Genomic DNA, 16,404 nt, shown 5'->3' with positions numbered 1-16,404 from the left:
TGTTGGTGCGGCGCGATCCCCGTCCCGCCTCGTCGCCTGCGGGTTTTCGCGCGCGGCGGCCGAGTTTTCGGGGGGTGAGGTCCCGCGGAAATCGGTTGATATGCAAAGCAATTGGGCAGCGTCCGAGAGGCGACGCTTCCCATGCGGCCGCCGAGCTTTCCGGGGGGTGAGGTCGCGCGGAAATCGGTTGATATGCAAAGTATTTTGGCGGCGCCCGAGGGGGAAGATTGGGGGCTGCGGCACGCCTTTTCGGTCGCTGTGGCCCAGGGTTCGGGGGGTGTGGCCCCGAAAACTGGTTGATATGCGAACTAGTTTGGCGGCGCGCGAGGGGGCGTGAAGCCGCGCTCTCCGAAACGCTTCGACGCGCGCGCCAAGGGGCGTGAAACCACGCGCGCGAGGGGCGTGAAGCCGCGCTCTCCGAAACGCTTCAACGCGGGGACGCAATGGCTGCGGGCGCGCTTGAAACGCGGGGGCGCCAGGGGCGTGAAGCCGCGCGCTTCGAAACGCTTCAACGCGCGCGCCAGGGGCGTGAAGCCGCGCGCGGCGGCCGAGTTTCGGGGGTGAGGTCGCGCGGAAATCGGTTGATATGCAAAGTATTTTGGCGGCGCCCGGGGAAGGGGGGCTGCGGCACGCCTTTTCGGTCGTTGTGGCCCAGGGTTCGGGGGTGTGGCCCTCGGGAATTGGTTGATATGCGAACTAATTTGGCGGCGCCTGAGGGGCGTGATGCCGCGCGCTTCGAAACGCTTCAACGCGCGCGCCAAGGCGCGTGCGGCGCTGAAACGCGGGCGCGCGCGCGCCGAGCCGAGTTTCGGGGGTGAGGTCGCGCGGAAATCGGTTGATATGCGAACTAATTTGGCGGCGCGCGAGGGGGAGATTGGGGCTGCGGCACGCCTTTTCGGTCGCTGTGGCCCAGGGTTCGGGGGGCGTGGCCCCCGGAAATTGGTTGATATGCGAACTAATTTGGCGGCGCGTGAGGGGGCGTGTAGGCGCGCGCTCCGAAACGCTTCAACGCGCGCGCCAAGGGGCGTGATGCCGCGCGCGCGAAGGGGCGTGAAGCCGCGTGCGCCGAAACGCTTCGACGCGCGCGCGAAGGGGCGTGAAACCGCACGCGCGGAAACGCTTCAACGCGCGTGAAGGCGCGCGCTCCGAAGCGCTTCAACGCGGGGACGCATGGCTGCAGGCGCGCAGGGACGGGATGGCGTCAGGTGGGGGCGCGACGGCGGCGCCAGGGACGGGATGGCGTCAGGTGGGGGCGCGACGGCGGCGCCAGGGACGGGATGGCGTCAGGTGGGGACGCGACGGCGGCGCCAGGGACGAGATGGCGCCAGGTGGCGGGGCGCGACGGCGGCGCCAGGGACGGGATGGCGTCAGGTGGGGGCGCGCCACGGATGCTTGGCGAGCAGCGCGCGGGCGCGCTCGCGGAGATCCCGCGGGAGCTTGCCGGCAAGGGCCGCTTCCAGCGCGTCCGCCAGCGCACTGCCGCTTGCGAAGCGATCGTCGGGGTTCTTGGCGACGGCGAGGGCCAGCGCAAGATCGACGTCGCGGTGCAGCCGCACGAGGGAGCTCGGTCGCAGTGGCATTTCCGCCACCACCGCGGTGAGGATCTCCGTGATATCGCGACCGCGATAGGGCGGATTGCCCGTGAGCACGCGGTAGGCGATGGCGCCCAGGGCGTAGAGATCCGTACGCGCGTCCACCTTGCCGCCATGCACTTGTTCCGGCGCCATGTACTGCGGCGTGCCAATCACTTCCCCCAACGTGAGGGAGCCCCCCTGATCCGTCAGCTTGGAGACGCCAAAGTCGAGGATCTTCCAGACCCGTTCCTCCGTCAGGAACACGTTGTGCGGCTTGAGGTCGCGATGCACGATGCCCGCGGCCGCCGCCGCTTCCAGCCCGCGCCCCACTTGGCGGATCATGTCCAGCGCGGCGCTCTTGCCGAGGCGCGTTTCCCGTCGCAGAAGCTCCGCCAGATCCTCCCCGCGCAAACGCTCCATCGCGAGGTAGGGCAGCGCCGCGGACTCGTCTCCCACCTCGAACACGCGCACCACGTGGGGCGAGTCCAAAGACGCGGCAATGCGCACTTCCCGCAGGAATCGCCGCACCGCGTTGGGACGCCCGAGCGCCTCGGGCAGAAGCATCTTCACTGCCGCGGGCTCCCCCGAGTCCGCGTGCGTCGCCTCGTACACTTCCCCCATGCCGCCGCGGCCGAGCACCCCGCCCAGGCGATACGATCCCAACGTCTGATCCGTGAAACGTCCGAGCCCCCCGGCATTCAGCGCGCGCTCCAGATCCTGACGCGCCTCGATGAACAGCGCTTCGCGATGGGACGCCCGGCGCACCGCTTCGTCACGCTCGCGCAGCGAGTCCATGTTCAGCTCTCGCGCTCGCCGCGCTTGCCGGTACACCAACACCAGGAACAGCGCGAACGTCACCACCACCACGGCGCGCCCGCTGCGTCCGACATCGGCCGACAGCGTGGCCAGCCCTGGATCGGCCATCAGCCCGAGGGTCATCAATCCGCCCAGCACCACCACGGGAGCCATGGCCCCTGCCAGGCTCATCCGCGCGACCCGCGGCCCGTACCCGAGGCACGCCGAATACAAGTTCAGGACCAGCATCACCAACACCGGCCCGAACACGCCCAGGTAGTAGATGACGCCCGCATTCAGAATCGCGGACATACCGAGGTACGCGATCATGTGCCGCTCGTGGTACCGCTGCGGCTCGCTCGCGATGTACAGCAAGTAGGCGTTGTTCACCACGGCCAGCGCCAGGGACGCCCCAAAGATGACGAGCGCCAGGTGCTCACCAGGCAGGAACGGCACCGCCACGAGCCCGATGGCATTGAACACGAGCCCGGCAATGGCGGTGCGCCGCGTCTGCTCCACCTCCGCGCTGCGCAGCACCATCTCCGGCGCCGGCAACGGCAGCGTCGTGGTGCCCGTGCGCGGCGTCGGCCCAGTGGTCGCGGCACGCTTCGCGCCTCCGACGGCGTGAGTGAGCGCCTCACTCGAGTCGTCGTGCACCGTCGTCGCGCCGCGGTCCGTCACCAATCAATGATACGACACCGTTCGAGAAGGGTTCAGTCCCTCGCCCTGAACGGTTCAACGCAGGGTTCTGAGCGCGCGTTTCCCGGAAATCGCAGGCGCCCGACGCTGGCACTCCAATTGCCATGGTCTGCCGAAGAAGGAGGCGGACATGATGCGAATCACGGGATTGCTCTTGGTCGCCGGTTGGCTCTGCGTCGGGGCGGGCTGCAGCTCGGGGAGCGACAGCGGCAACAACGACAACGGTAGCTGCTTGAATGACCAGGGCACGTGGTCGCTCTCCGGCAATTGCGACGACACTGCCTGCAACGTTGCCCAAAACGGCTGCAGCATCAGCTTCACGTGCTCTCCCTCCGGCGCCGGCTACACGGGCTCGATGTCGAACAACTCCATCTGCTTCGGCGGCAGCGGCCTCAGCCGCAGCGGCAACGTCGGCTGCGACACCGGTTCCGGCACCTGCTCGAGCTCCGCGGGCACCTGCAACGGAGCGCGACCTGCAGCGGCGGCGCGTGCGGCTCCTCTTCCGTCGGAATGCGTGCTGCGCGGCATCGTGATCACCCATTACGCGGCATCGTGATCACCCGTTCCGCGCCATCGTGATCACCCGTTCCGCGCCATCGTGATCACCCGTTCCGCGCCATCGTGATCACCCGCGACGCGCCATCGTGATCACCCGCGACGCGCCATCGTGATCACCCGCGACGCGCCATCGTGATCGGGCGTTTCGCCCATCGCGATCACCACTGAACACTGATTCAGGTGAAGCTGCCACCCGTCGAGGCCGCGCGACCTCAACCCCCAACGACAACTACATTTCCCCATCGTGCTCCTTATTTGAACGCCCATTCGTAGTTGTCTTCGTTCCCCGGTTCTTGGGCTCCTCGCTTCTCACACTCGGGCCGTCAAGATGGCGTGAACCAGATGATCACGATGGGCGAAATGCGCACCCCTTCGCCCGCCTTCACATCCCTTCGCCCGCCTTCACATCCCTTCGCGCCCGTCTCTCACGCGAGTTGTTGTGCGTTCCGGAAATTCTGCGGCGCCGATTCCGGAAATTCTGCGGCTTCCCGGGTCGTGTTCGTCGCCGGCGAGCTCGTCGGCGGGAATGTGCTTGGTGCGCACCGAGGGACCATCGAGGCGTAGGAGGCGGCCCCGCTCGAGGATGCGGTCGACGATGGCGTCGGCGAGGTCGTCGTCGTGGAGCACACCGCCCCAGCGCTTCGGATGCTTGTTGGTGGTAAACACCATGGCGCGGCGCCTGATGTGTCGCTCGTTGACCACGTGGTACAGGACGTTGGCAGCGTCGGCGCCGTAGCTCAGGTAGCCGACCTCGTCGACGACGAGCACATGGGGACGCACGTACGATGCGAGAGCCTCACGCATGCGGCCCTCGCGGCTTGCCAGGGAGAGCTCGTCAATGAGCTCCACGGCGGTAGTGAACAGTGCGTCGAATCCGTTTTGCAGGGCCCTGTATGCGATGGCGATCGCAAGGTGCGTTTTACCGCGACCGGGCCTACCGAGAAAGATGACGGACCGCCCCTCGGTCACGAAGTCCGGCGCGAGCAGCGAGCCGATGGTCGTGAGCGTAGCGTCGACTGGTAGGTGAAATCGAACTCCTCGACGGTGCGCAGGAAGGGGAACGCCGCGGCATTGACGGCGCGCCTGAGGCGCGTGCCGCGACGGTGCGCGACCTCTTCCTCGAAGAGTGTCTGCAGGAGCTGACCGTGGGACCACTGCTCCTTCTCAGCACGTTGCACGAGGTCACGCCATACGCGACGCGCGTTGGCGAGGTGCAAGCGCTTGAGCAGTGAATCGAGGTCGGTCGTGGAGTCGAGCACGGACGCGGTCACGAGACACCTCCTCGCGCAGTCGGAAAGGCGATTTTCATCTGACCATCTTGCGCGGCTCTCGAGGAGAGCGCGCGACGCACACCGCTGATGGAGAGTTGTCCGTGCTCGACGGCATCAGCAAACGCGGCGCGCATGACGTCGTCGCCGTGCGTGTCGAGCAGAGTGTAGAGCTCCTCGACACGGCGACTCGCCAGCTTCGGCTCGCGGTGCGTGATCTCTGTGATGACCTCGAGGGCGTGTCGCCCGAGGTTGAGCAGGTGCTGCCGCTTCTCGTAGAGCTTGGCGCGGTGCCGTGCACCGCAGCGATCTTCTCGGCACGATGCTCGGGCAGCGGCGCTGGCGGCTCGTCCTTCGTGCGCCTGCGGTGCCGCGCCTCGAATCGTCCCGCGACGATGTGCACCTCATGCTCGTACAGGAATAGGGTGCCGGCGACGTGGGCGGCCTTGGGCGGCATCGAGTACGGTGCGCCCTCGAACATCACTTCCGCAGTGGGGCCGACAAACACGGGGATCCGCAGTGCGAGGTTTCCGGAAACACCTTCGCCGGACGGAGCCGTGTGAGCTCCTCCTGGCGCCGGATTTCCGGAATCACGCCTGTCGCCCGCGACGCAGTCTGCGTGTTGACTTCGATATGCCAGGTGGCGAGCTGCGCACGCAGATCCTCCTCGTCCTGGAACTTGCGGTGCTTGAAGAACGAGCTCTTCACCCATCCGACCAGGCGCTCAACGGAGCCTTTCTGGTTTCCGCTGCGTGGGGCGCACATCTCGACGCCGACGCCGATGTCGACAATCGCCTGCGCGAAGATCTGGTTGAACTCCTGGACCTCGCGCCCCTTGCCACTTTTTTTCACGATGGTCTTCGGGCGATCGAACACCGCCATGAGAGGCAGTCCGCCAAAGGCGACGAAGTCGCGCGCAAGGCAACGCAGGATGGTTTCTACGCGCTCGTTTTCGACGAGCGTGACTTGCGCGAACCGCGAGTACTTCAATCGCGACGCGAAGAAGTGCACGCGCTTCTTCCGGCCATCCACGAAACGGACATCTACATGGCCGAAATCGTGCTGCGAGAACTCACCTGGGAGACCCTCGAAGCGAACAACCGGTGCGGCGCGTGGCTCTCGGAGACCAGCGACGAGCGTGTAGAACGCGGTCTTCTTACCCGCGTATCCGGACTCCTTCGCGCGACGCAGCAACTCCTGCGTGGGCAGGTCCGGGTCCTCGGCGAGCCACTCCTTGATGCGATCGGTGAACCACGCCGCCTTCGATGGACGCCCGATGCGCGCGCTGCGCGCGCACCGCCGCGTCGTCCGTGTGCTCGACGGCGTCCTCCTTCTGGATGCGTCGCACGCTGTCGTCCGAAACCTGCGCCCGCTTCGCCACGTCGGAGGGCGCAAATCCCGCACGTAGCAAGACCTGGACTTCGTGCCGCTTCAGCTGGGAGAGCATCTCCCCCTGATCGCGCGGCCTGCTTCCGGTAGGCATCAGCAACCCCATGATCGCGAGAATCAATGTCCAAATCATCATGCCTGCTCCTTTCGGCCAGGAGCCGCAGATTTTCCGGAACGGGTTGCCGCAGATTTTCCGGAACCATCAGTTGTCGCCTTCACCACCCCTTCACGTCCCCCCGCGCGCCGCCAAATTAGTTCGCATATCAACCAGTTTCCGAGGGCCGCAACCCCCGAAATCTGTGTCGTCGCACGCGAAAAGGGTGCCGAAGCCCCCAATCTTCGCCCTTCGGCCGCCTTCACGCCCCCTCGCGCGCCGCCCAATTAGTTCGCATATCAACCGATTTCCGCGCGACCTCAACCCCCAACGACAACTACATTTCCCCATCGTGCTCCCTATTTGAACGCCCATTCGTAGTTGTCTTCGTTCCCCGGTTCTTGGGCTCCTCGCTTCTCACACTCGGGCCGTCACGATGGCCTTCACGCCCCCTCGTCCGCCTTCACGCCCCCTCGTCCGCCTTCACGCCCCCTCGCGCGCCGCCCAATTAGTTCGCATATCAACCGATTTCCGCGCGACCTCAACCCCCAAAACTGGGCGCCTCGGGCGGAGAAGCGTGCCGCCACGCCTCACGCCGCCCTGAACCTCGCACGCCGCGGGCGGAGAAGCGTGCCGTCGCCCTGAACCTCACGCGCCTCGGGCGGAGAAGCGTGCCGTCACGCCTCACGCCGCCCTGAACCTCGCACGACGCGGGCGGAAAAGCGTGCCGCCACGCCTCACGCCGCCCTGAACCTCGCACGACGCGGGCGGAGAAGCGTGCCGTCGCCCTGAACCTCACGCGCCTCGGGCGGAGAAGCGTGCCGTCACGCCTCACGCCGCCCTGAACCTCGCACGACGCGGGCGGAGAAGCGTGCCGTCGCCCTGAACCTCACGCGCCTCGGGCGGAGAAGCGTGCCGTCACGCCTCACGCCGCCCTGAACCTCACGCGCCTCGAGCGAAGAAGCGTGCCGTCGCCCTGAACCTCACGCGCCTCGAGCGAAGAAGCGTGCCGCGGCGGCGTCCACCACTGGTCGAGCGAGGCGCAGAAGGCCATAGCCTTCGCGTGTCACGATCACGCGCCAGTACCGTGCATCCACGCCGTCAGGCCCGCGATCTATCAGGCCGTCTTGCTCGAGCCGCCGAGCGATGCGCGACGTCGACGCTTCGTCGATACCCGCAACCTCGGCGATCTTCGCCTGGGAGACCGCATCGTCGAGCCGTTCGAAGGCCTGGGCCGCGGCGTCGAGTACCAAGAATCGGGTGTGCGTGAGTCCGATGGGACGCAGCACCTTGTCGATGCTGCGCTGCCATCCCATCGCCGTACGCCACGTGTCGAATCCTCGCTTCGTTGCTGCTCGCATACGCGCAGCTTCACCCAGCGGAGGACGTCGGGCAACGCTCGGGGTCACGCGCGCGGAAACCGGTTTGCATATCAAGTACTTCCGTCGCGCTCCGGGGGCTTCGACGGGCGTGGTCGCGCGTCGGGGTCGCGCGTCGGGGTCGCGGTGGGCGCTGTGGTGGTGGGCGCGTCGTGGTCGCGCGTCGGGGCGGCGGGATTCGCGTCGCACCGCGCGTACTGACGGGACTCGCGGCGTGTCGCGCGCTCTGACGAGATTCGCGGCGCACCGCGCGCATTGACGGGACTCGCGTCGCACCGCGCGCTCTGACGGAACTCGCGTCGCACCGCGCGCACTGACGGGACTCGCGGCGTGTCGCGCGCTCTGACGGGACTCGCGTCGCACCGCGCGCCCTGACGGGTCTCGCGGCGTGTCGCGCGCTCTGACGGGACTCGCGTCGCACCGCGCGCCCTGACGGGACTCGCGTCGCACCGCGCGCTCTGACGGGACTCGCGTCGCACCGCGCGCCCTGACGGGACTCGCGTCGCACCGCGCGCATTGACGGGACTCGCGGCGCACCGCGCGCTCTGACGGGACTCGCGGCGCACCGCGCGCTCTGACGGGACTCGCGTCGCACCGCGCGCCCTGACGGGATTCGCGGCGCACCGCGCGCACTGACGGGATTCGCGTCGCACCGCGCGCTTTGACGGGACTCGCGCCGCCCCAACATCAGGGGATCGGAGACGGGGAAACGCTCGATTGGAGGGCGCGCTGGGAAGATGCCGTTCGCCGTGGCGTATGGAGCGCCATGGCGAACGTGGAGTTGCTGCTGAAGCACGCGGCACCGGGGGTCCGGGTCGAGGCCATCGCGGTGCCGTGGGCCGGAGACGCGGGGTTGTACCTGTTCGATCAGTTCGGCGGGCACCCGCCCTTCGAGCTGGAGCTGCCGCCGGCGTTGCGAGCTGGTGCTTTGCCGCCTCTGCTGCTCGGCATTCGCGCGGAAGACACCGTCTTCCTCGGACAGCAGTGGCTCCCGGGAGATGTCGCCACCTGGGAGCCGCTGCCGGAGGTGCTCGTCGACGCCGCATCGGTGTGCGCCACCTCTCGCACCACGGCAACGAGCATCTCGGGGGACGACCTCGTCGAGGCCGAGGACGCTCTCTTCGCTGCGGACTACTGGGTGCAGACGTCCCTCGACGGAGTTCCGATCCTGGCCATCAAGATCACCGTCGGCGACGGCGCCTTCCCGCTGTACCTCGCGAAGAGCGCCACTGGCGAAAGCGTTGGCTGGATGCTCGAGCTCGGTCTCATCAACGACTATTCGCCCACCGCAGGGCTACCGGCTCCCTGAGCCTCCTTCAGTCTTCTATTGTTGGTGCGGCGCGACGCCCGGCGCGTCACGACGGCGCGTCACGACGCGAGTCCGGCGCGTCACGACGGCGCGTCACGACGCGAGTCCGTCGCGTCACGACGGCGCGTCACGACGCGAGTCCGTCGCGTCACGACGGCGCGTCACGACGCGAATCCGGCGCGTCACGACGGCGCGTCACGACGCGAGTCCGGCGCGTCACGACGGCGCGTCACGACGGCGCGACGCGACGGCGCGACGCGACGCGACGGCAGCGCGATCCCCTCGGGGCGCGACACTGCCGCGGGTGACGCAGCGCGACGGGGGCGCGCGACGGGGGGTGAGGCGGGCCCTTCCGGACGCGAGGTTCCGCGCTGGACCGACATGATCCTGCAAGAAACGGGGAGGGATGCCCCAAATCGGGACTGCGAAAGGGATGACGCAGCGCGGGGGATGATTTCGGATGGGTGGGGGGCGGCTTCGGATTTGACGTTGCCGCCAGTGTGGGACAACTGTGCCGCCTTCCAGTTGTACGCTGCCGATGCCCGCCGGGGGGGCGGCGCTGTGAGGATTACAAATGACTGAAGAGCTTCATCCGTATGCGGCGAGGGTGCTCGCCGAGGTCGTGGGTCGTGCGCAGTGGGAGCGTGAGTTCGTGGACACGGTGCAGGACGTGTTTGCGTCCGTGGGGCCGCTGCTCGAGAGCTCGCCGCGCTATGAGGCGGAGCGGCTGCTCGAGCGCATCGTGGAGCCGGACCGCGTGTTCTCATTTCGGGTGACGTGGACGGACGACCGCCAGCGGGTGCAGGTGAACCGCGGTTGGCGCGTGCAGTTCAACGGAGCGCTCGGGCCTTACAAGGGGGGCACGCGCTTCCATGCGTCGGTGAATCTGGACACGCTCAAGGCGCTGGCCTTCGAGCAGACGTTCAAGAACGCGCTCACCGGGTTGCCCCTGGGCAGCGGCAAGGGTGGCGCGGACTTCCCTGCGCGCGGGCGTTCGGAGCACGAGGTGATGCGCTTCTCCCAGAGCTACATGACGGAGCTGTTCCATCACATCGGTTCCGACACCGATGTGCCGGCGGGGGACATCGGCGTGGGCACGCGGGAGATCGGTTACCTGTTTGGGCAGTACCGGCGGCTCACGCGGGCGTTCAACGTGGCGCTCACGGGCAAAGGGCTGGCGTGGGGCGGGTCGCGCCTGCGGCCGGAAGCGACGGGCTTTGGCGTCGCCTATTTCGCGGAGGAAATGCTGAAGGCCCGCGGAGAAACGCTGCAGGGGAAGACGGTCGCCATCAGCGGCTTCGGCAACGTGGCGTGGGGCGTGGCCAAGAAGGTGGCCGATCTCGGCGGCAAGACGGTGACGCTCTCGGGGCCCGATGGCTTCATCCACGATCCCGACGGAGTGACGGGAGACAAGCTCGACTACATGTTGGCTTTGCGTCTGAGCGGCCGCGACGAAGTGCAGCCCTACGCCGAGAAGTTCGGAGTGGACTTCCACGCCGGCCGCCGACCCTGGGAGGTGCCCTGTGACGTGGCGTGTCCCTGCGCCATCCAGAACGAGCTGGAAGAAGACGACGCGCGCAACCTGGTGAAGAACGGCGTCAAGTTCGTGGTGGAGGGCGCGAACATGCCGACCACCCGTGAGGCGCTCCGCATCCTGCGGGCGGCGGGTGTGGCCTACGCGCCGGGCAAGGCGTCCAACGCCGGTGGCGTCGCCGTTTCCGGTCTGGAAATGACGCAGAACCGCTCCGGACAATCGTGGGACGCCGAGACGGTGGATCGCGAGCTCCACAAGATCATGGTGAGCATCCACACGCTATGTCTGTCCGCGTCGGAGCGCTACGGCCGCCCCGGAGACTACGTGGTGGGCGCGAACATCGGCGCCTTCGCCAAGGTCGCCGACGCCATGCTCGACCAAGGCGTAATCTAGCCCTGCCATCCCCCACGATGCGCGCACACCGCCGCCTCGCGGGGGCTCGCGCCTCGACACCTCCGTTCGGTTCCGAACGGTTCTCGCGCCCCGCGCTGCCTCACACGTGAGGGATCGCTCCTCGACAAATTCGTTCGGTTCCGAACGGTTCTCACGCCCCGCGCCGCGAGTCGTTGAGGATCGCGCCTCGGACCCTCGCACGTCGCGCACCCCCGCCTCGGGGATCGCTCGACAACCCGTTCGGTTCCGAACGGTTCTCGCGCCCCGCGCTGCCTCCACGTGGGGGATCGCGCCTCGACAAATTCGTTCGGTTCCGAACGGTTCTCACGTCGCGCGATCCCCGCGCGACACGGGCCGGACTTTCGGGGATCGCGCCTCGACAAATTCGTTCGGTTCCGAACGGCTCTCGCGTCGCGCACCGATCGCGTCGACAAATCGTTCGGTTCCGAACGGTTCTCATGCGTCACGCACCCCACCTCGGGGATCGCGCTTCGACAAATCGCGTTCGGTTCCGAACGGTTCTCGCGCCCGCGCTGCCTCACACGTGAGGGCTCGCACCTCGACGACAAATCGTTTCGGTTCCGAACGGCTCTTAGCCAACGACCAAGTTCAGCTTGAAGCGGACGTCACCATGCGCGTGGTTACCGACGTCACCGTGCGCGTGGTTTGCCGACGTCACCGTGCGCGTGGTTTGCCGATGTCACCGTGCGCGTGGTTTGCCGATGTCACCGCGCGCGTGGTTGCCGATGTCACCGCGCGCGTGGTTGCCGATGTCACCGCGCGCGTGGTTGCCGACGTCACCGCGCGCGTGGTTGCCGACGTCACCGCGCGCGTGGTTACCGATGTCACCGCGCGCGTGGTTTGCCGACGTCACCGTGCGCGTGGTTTGCAGACGTCACCGTGCGCGTGGTTTGCCGATGTCACCGTGCGCGTGGTTTGCCGACGTCACCGTGCGCGTGGTTTGCCGATGTCACCGTGCGCGTGGTTGCCGACGTCACCGCGCGCGTGGTTGCCGACGTCACCGCGCGCGTGGTTTGCCGATGTCACCGCGCGCGTGGTTTGCCGATGTCACCGTGCGCGTGGTTGCCGACGTCACCGCGCGCGTGGTTTGCCGATGTTGCCGTCGAGCCCGATGACGAGGTTCAGCTTGAAGCGGACGTCACCGTCCGTCGTGGCGGAAATGTCCGCCCCGCCGCCGATGACCGGCGAGATCCCCCAAGTGCCGTGGGCGTCGCCGAAAGTCGGCAGATAGCGCACGCCAAGCCACAGCGGTTCGTCGTCCGCGACGGGGACGCCGACGAGCGGACCCGCGGCGATGCCCATGCCCACGGCGTAGTAGCGAAACAAGAGTGCGCTCTGAATCGTCCGCGGCGCGCCGAACTTCGGATACGAGTCGGGGCCCGCCATCACGGCAAGCTCAGTGCGCAGGGACGAGCGCCAAGCGAGCTCCAGGGAAGCGTTCCAACCGCCGCCAATGGGAGAGTCGTCCAGGTTCGTCTTGCCGACCGAGGCGCCTCCGGTCAAACGATAGCTCAGCGGAGTGAGCAGTCGCGCCTCCGGATAGGTGCGCACGGCGCGCCGCTCCGTCGCTGAGAACTCCTCGGCGCCCCGCGGGCCGTACTCGAGCACCGTGGTCGTCCACGGCCGGTCGCCCACCACCACGAAGGCGTCCTTCAAGCACAGGCCGCGCTTCGTAATTTCCGGCGTGCCGTACGCGCGCACGAGGTGCGGCTCCTCGTCGTGGAAGCGGTCCGCGAGCTTCCGCGGTAGCCCCAACAAACAGAACTTCCCCTCACTCCAAGGGGAGAGCCAGACGCCGCCATTCCCTTCCACCGCACCATCGAAGTAGTGATGCTCCACCTCGGGCACGCCGTCGCGAATGCCAGCAGTGACGCCCACCCAGTACACGCGGCTCTTGGCGTAGCGCGCGGGATCTCGCTGCACGTCCGTGGGCAGCACGCTCTTGTCGGCCGCGGCGAGCTGCACCCGCTCGTCCGCGGTCGGCGGCTTGAACTCGGCCGACGATATGGACTGCGCGGCCGCCACACCCGTCCCGGTCAGGACCGCGGACCCCACGCTCACCGCGCAGGCAATTGCCGGAAGAAGTCGCATGCTAGAATCTGTTGACAGTTTCTGGATGGGATTGGTGCTGAAATCGTGCCTCGATGAGAATTTAGCTCGACATGCGTTCAGTTGTTGGTAGGCTGCGCGAATGGGGGTTCGAGTCGCGCTTTCCGATGCCGAGTGGGCACGTAGTGCGCCGTTGGTTTCCGCTCTCACGTCACGTGGTCCAAAGGGCGACGATAATCGTCGCTTCATCGAAGCAACGCTGTGGATCCTACGGACGGGCGCACCCTGGCGAGACTTGCCGGAGGTGTTTGGGAAGTGGGGCAGTGTGTATCGGCGCTTTCGGCGCTGGGCGCTGGCGGGTCGCTGGCACCAGCTTCACGAAGTGCTGCAAGTGCGGCCTTCCGATGACCTGTTGATGGACAGCACCATCGTGAAAGCGCATCCACATGCGGCGGGCGCGCTGAAAAAGGGGGCGGGCAATCATCAGAAGGTCTCGGCCGTTCTCGCGGTGGCTTTTAGCTCGCACGCTCCACGTCCGCCCGAGCTCGCGCGCTCCACGTCCGCCCAAGCTCGTCCGCCCGAGCTCGCACGCTCCACGTCCGCCCGAGCTCGCACGCTCCACGTCCGCCCAAGCTCGTCCGCCCGAGCTCGCGCGCTCCACGCCGCCCGAGTGCCAATTTGCAGGCTCATGGGGCCGACGGCCGCGTGACTTTTTCGGGGTCATGGGGCCACCTGATTTGCTGGGACACACCCGCGAGGGGGGCGTGACCCAGTTTGCAGGCTCACGGGGCCAGGCCCGAGGAGTTTTTGCTGGGACATGGGGCCAGCCCCGGATTGAGCGACCTGGACACGGGGCACGCTCCACGTCCGCCCGAGCTCGCACGACTCCTCGCACGCCGGCCCTCCGATGTTCTCCGCGTCAACATCTCGACGGGATTGGTGCACTTCCACTCCCAGTCTTTCCGTCGTGCTTGCAAGTGCCAGAGCCAATCCGCGGAGCGTTGCACCGTTCGGTTCCGAACGAGCGCGCGCGCGAGACATTTCCCGCGAGACCCTTCTCGAGGGGGCGCGCGGCGTGACAACCGTTCGGATCCGAACGACGTCGTGGATGCGAGAGCCCGCGACTCCGGAGTCGTGGGGGCGCGCGGCGTGACAACCGTTCGGATCCGAACGACGTCGTGGATGCGAGAGCCCGCGACTCCGGCTCGGTTTGGAGGGGTCGCGCGGCGGGGCTGCGGGGCGCACGTTTGCCCTCGACTCAAATTGAGCGCTTCGGCGCGCTCTTCGCGCCCCCCCCGCGCGTCGCCAAATCGGTTCGCATATCAACCAATTTCCGCGCGACCGCAACGCTCGAAACTCGGAAAGCAACACCCGAAACTCGGAAAGCAACACCCGAAACTCGGAAAGCAACACCCGAAACTCGGAAAGCAACACCCGAAACTCGGAAAGCAACACCCGAAACTCGGAAAGCAACACCCGAAACTCGGAAAGCAACACCCGAAACTCGGAAAGCAACACCCGAAACTCGGAAAGCAACACCCGAGGCGATTGGGGCCACGGCACGCCTTCGCCGCACGCGAAAGTGCGTTCCGTAGCCCCGCCGTTCACGCCCCCTCGCACGTCGCCAAATCGGTTCGCATATCAACCAATTTCCGAGGGACTCAGCCCCCGGAAATTGGGCCCCAGCGCCCGAAAACGCGGGCCGCAGCCCCCAAATCTTCGTCCTTCACACCCTTCCCGCGCCGCGAAATTAGTTCGCATATCAACCGCTTTCCGCGCGACCTGACCCCCCAAACTTCAGGCCGCTCCTGACGGGCGGCGCCCGCATTCCGACGCCGAACCGCATCGGCAACGCTCCGCCTTCCGACGCCGGACACCGACGGCCACGCTCCGCCTTCCGACGCCGGACACCGACGGCCACGCTCCGCTTTCCGACGCGGACACCGACGGCCGCCGCGCCGTTTTCCGACGGCACACACCGACGGCCACGCGCCGCTTTCCGACGCCGGACACCGACGGCCGCCGCGCCGTTTTCCGACGTGCGGGACGCGACGGGTATCGCGCCGAACCAGCCAACCTAGACTATGGCTCGACCACGATCTTCATCGGATCTTCGCCGGGGATGCGCAGCGTCGTTTGGCCGGGGCTCACGCCGATGACGACGTAGCTGGTGGGCGCGAAGGATCCGTCGACGTAGCGATCGACCTTGTTCAGGTGCGCGGGGAACACGCGGGCGATCTTTTCGTTCTCGATGGTGGCATCACCGGCGGAGCAAGGGTTGCCCCAACCCGTGACGCACTCGAACCCGATGGCCACGCCGCTAGAGATGCGGAGCTCGTCGTCCGAATCGTTCAAGGAAGCCACGCGGCTCGGTGGCGGCGCCGTGAGGGCGCGGTAGCTGGTGCAGCCGCTGCACGCCACGAGGGCGCACAAGAGCGCGAGCTTCGACTTCATTGTTCGTCTCCCGCTGGGACCGCCAGAGCCGGCGAGGCCGGTGGCGCAACTGAGGCCGTTGGCGCCTTCACCACGCGCAAAGGGACCTTCAAGGACACGCCCGCCACCGCGACAGAAAGCGTCGCACGCCTGGGCTGGGTAGCAACCACTCGCCGACGCTCCCCCACCCCATCACGGAGCACGCTGGCGAGGGGTGGCTGCACGAGCCATTGGCCGTCCACCACGCCGGAAAGCTCCTGCGCCTGGTAGTAGAGCCTTGGAGAAAGCACCGCAGACTCGCCAACCATCAAGTCGATGCCCTCGCGGACTTCCCCCATGTCACGTCCGTCGGGATACAGCCGATGCAACGTCGCGCGCGTCGGCTGCTCCACCCACAGGTGGTAGAAGTCGAGCACTTGTCCCGCCTTGGTGGTCACCAGGATGGCGCTCACACCAGGTCCGCGCCCAATGAGGCGCCCCTGCTCCGCCGCAACGACCGACGGCTGCGCGGACACCAGCACCAACGTGGGTGCCGCGGTGCCCTGCAGCTCCATTTGCACGTCGGGCTGGATCGATCCGCCCACGGCCAGCGGCGCGTTCAGCTCCTTGGCGTCGTCGGCGTCCTTCGCCGTCATCTGCCCTTGCCCCATCGCCATGCCGTGGCCACAACCCACGACGGCTGGAGCCAGCGTCAACAAAGTACACAAGATCGCGGTCTTCATTTCCGTTGCCTCCACAACGGCCGTGTGAGCTCCCGCCTTACACGTCGCCACCCAGCGGGCGTCCCGCCCCTCGTTCTCGATCATGATGTCGGTCCGCCGCGGAACCACGCGCTCGGCGCTGCGCGGCGCTTGTCCGGCATTGCGCGGCTCGCCCTCTACGCCGCGGCACCCCTCGCCGTCAGCACTC

At 67.3% G+C, this 16,404-nt stretch carries 11 protein-coding genes; 4 read left to right on the top strand and 7 right to left on the bottom strand.

Translation table 11 applies throughout. The annotated features are described in order from the left end of the window. Positions 1-1,367: 1,367 nt before the first annotated feature. Entirely contained in the window at positions 1,368-3,050 is a 1,683-nt protein-coding gene (locus H6717_41610; protein MCB9583605.1) for a serine/threonine protein kinase, read from the bottom strand. A gap of 148 nt (positions 3,051-3,198) precedes the next feature. Between H6717_41610 and H6717_41605 the strand changes: the two genes are divergently transcribed. Then, entirely contained in the window at positions 3,199-3,624 is a 426-nt protein-coding gene (locus H6717_41605) for a hypothetical protein (GenBank protein ID MCB9583604.1), read from the top strand. A 404-nt stretch (positions 3,625-4,028) separates the two neighbouring features. Here H6717_41605 and H6717_41600 read toward each other — a convergent pair whose 3' ends face one another. From H6717_41600 to H6717_41590, 3 genes are all read right to left on the bottom strand, one after another. Further along, complete coding sequence (locus tag H6717_41600; GenBank protein ID MCB9583603.1) at positions 4,029-4,781, bottom strand: ATP-binding protein; 753 nt, start codon at positions 4,779-4,781, stop codon at positions 4,029-4,031. A 593-nt stretch (positions 4,782-5,374) separates the two neighbouring features. Next, positions 5,375-6,298, bottom strand: coding sequence for an IS21 family transposase (locus tag H6717_41595; protein ID MCB9583602.1), 924 nt, complete (start codon positions 6,296-6,298; stop codon positions 5,375-5,377). Between the two features lie 1,062 nt (positions 6,299-7,360). Further along, complete coding sequence (locus H6717_41590) at positions 7,361-7,693, bottom strand: MarR family transcriptional regulator (GenBank protein MCB9583601.1); 333 nt, start codon at positions 7,691-7,693, stop codon at positions 7,361-7,363. Between the two features lie 829 nt (positions 7,694-8,522). Here H6717_41590 and H6717_41585 point away from each other — a divergent pair. Next, positions 8,523-9,065, top strand: a complete 543-nt coding sequence (locus H6717_41585) for a hypothetical protein (GenBank protein ID MCB9583600.1) — start codon at positions 8,523-8,525, stop codon at positions 9,063-9,065. A 574-nt stretch (positions 9,066-9,639) separates the two neighbouring features. Continuing rightward, complete coding sequence (gdhA, locus tag H6717_41580; GenBank protein MCB9583599.1) at positions 9,640-10,992, top strand: NADP-specific glutamate dehydrogenase; 1,353 nt, start codon at positions 9,640-9,642, stop codon at positions 10,990-10,992. A 1,092-nt stretch (positions 10,993-12,084) separates the two neighbouring features. Here the strand turns inward: gdhA and H6717_41575 are convergent. Further along, a complete protein-coding gene (locus H6717_41575; GenBank protein MCB9583598.1) occupies positions 12,085-13,104 on the bottom strand; it encodes a hypothetical protein in 1,020 nt (339 codons plus the stop codon). 100 nt (positions 13,105-13,204) lie between these two features. Here H6717_41575 and H6717_41570 point away from each other — a divergent pair, with 100 nt between their 5' ends. Next, entirely contained in the window at positions 13,205-13,771 is a 567-nt protein-coding gene (locus tag H6717_41570) for an IS5 family transposase (protein MCB9583597.1), read from the top strand. Positions 13,772-15,144: 1,373 nt separating this feature from the next. Here the strand turns inward: H6717_41570 and H6717_41565 are convergent. Further along, positions 15,145-15,516, bottom strand: coding sequence for a hypothetical protein (locus tag H6717_41565; GenBank protein ID MCB9583596.1), 372 nt, complete (start codon positions 15,514-15,516; stop codon positions 15,145-15,147). Further along, on the bottom strand, positions 15,513-16,217 hold the full coding sequence (locus tag H6717_41560; protein ID MCB9583595.1) for a hypothetical protein: 705 nt from the start codon (positions 16,215-16,217) through the stop codon (positions 15,513-15,515). The genes H6717_41565 and H6717_41560 overlap by 4 nt, the downstream gene beginning before the upstream one ends. Positions 16,218-16,404 lie beyond the last annotated feature (187 nt).

It is taken from the genome of Polyangiaceae bacterium, from assembly GCA_020633235.1.
GTDB lineage: Bacteria > Myxococcota_A > Polyangia > Polyangiales > Polyangiaceae > JACKEA01.
Note: the sequence above shows the minus strand (reverse complement) of the source record. Positions and strands in the feature narration are given on the sequence as shown.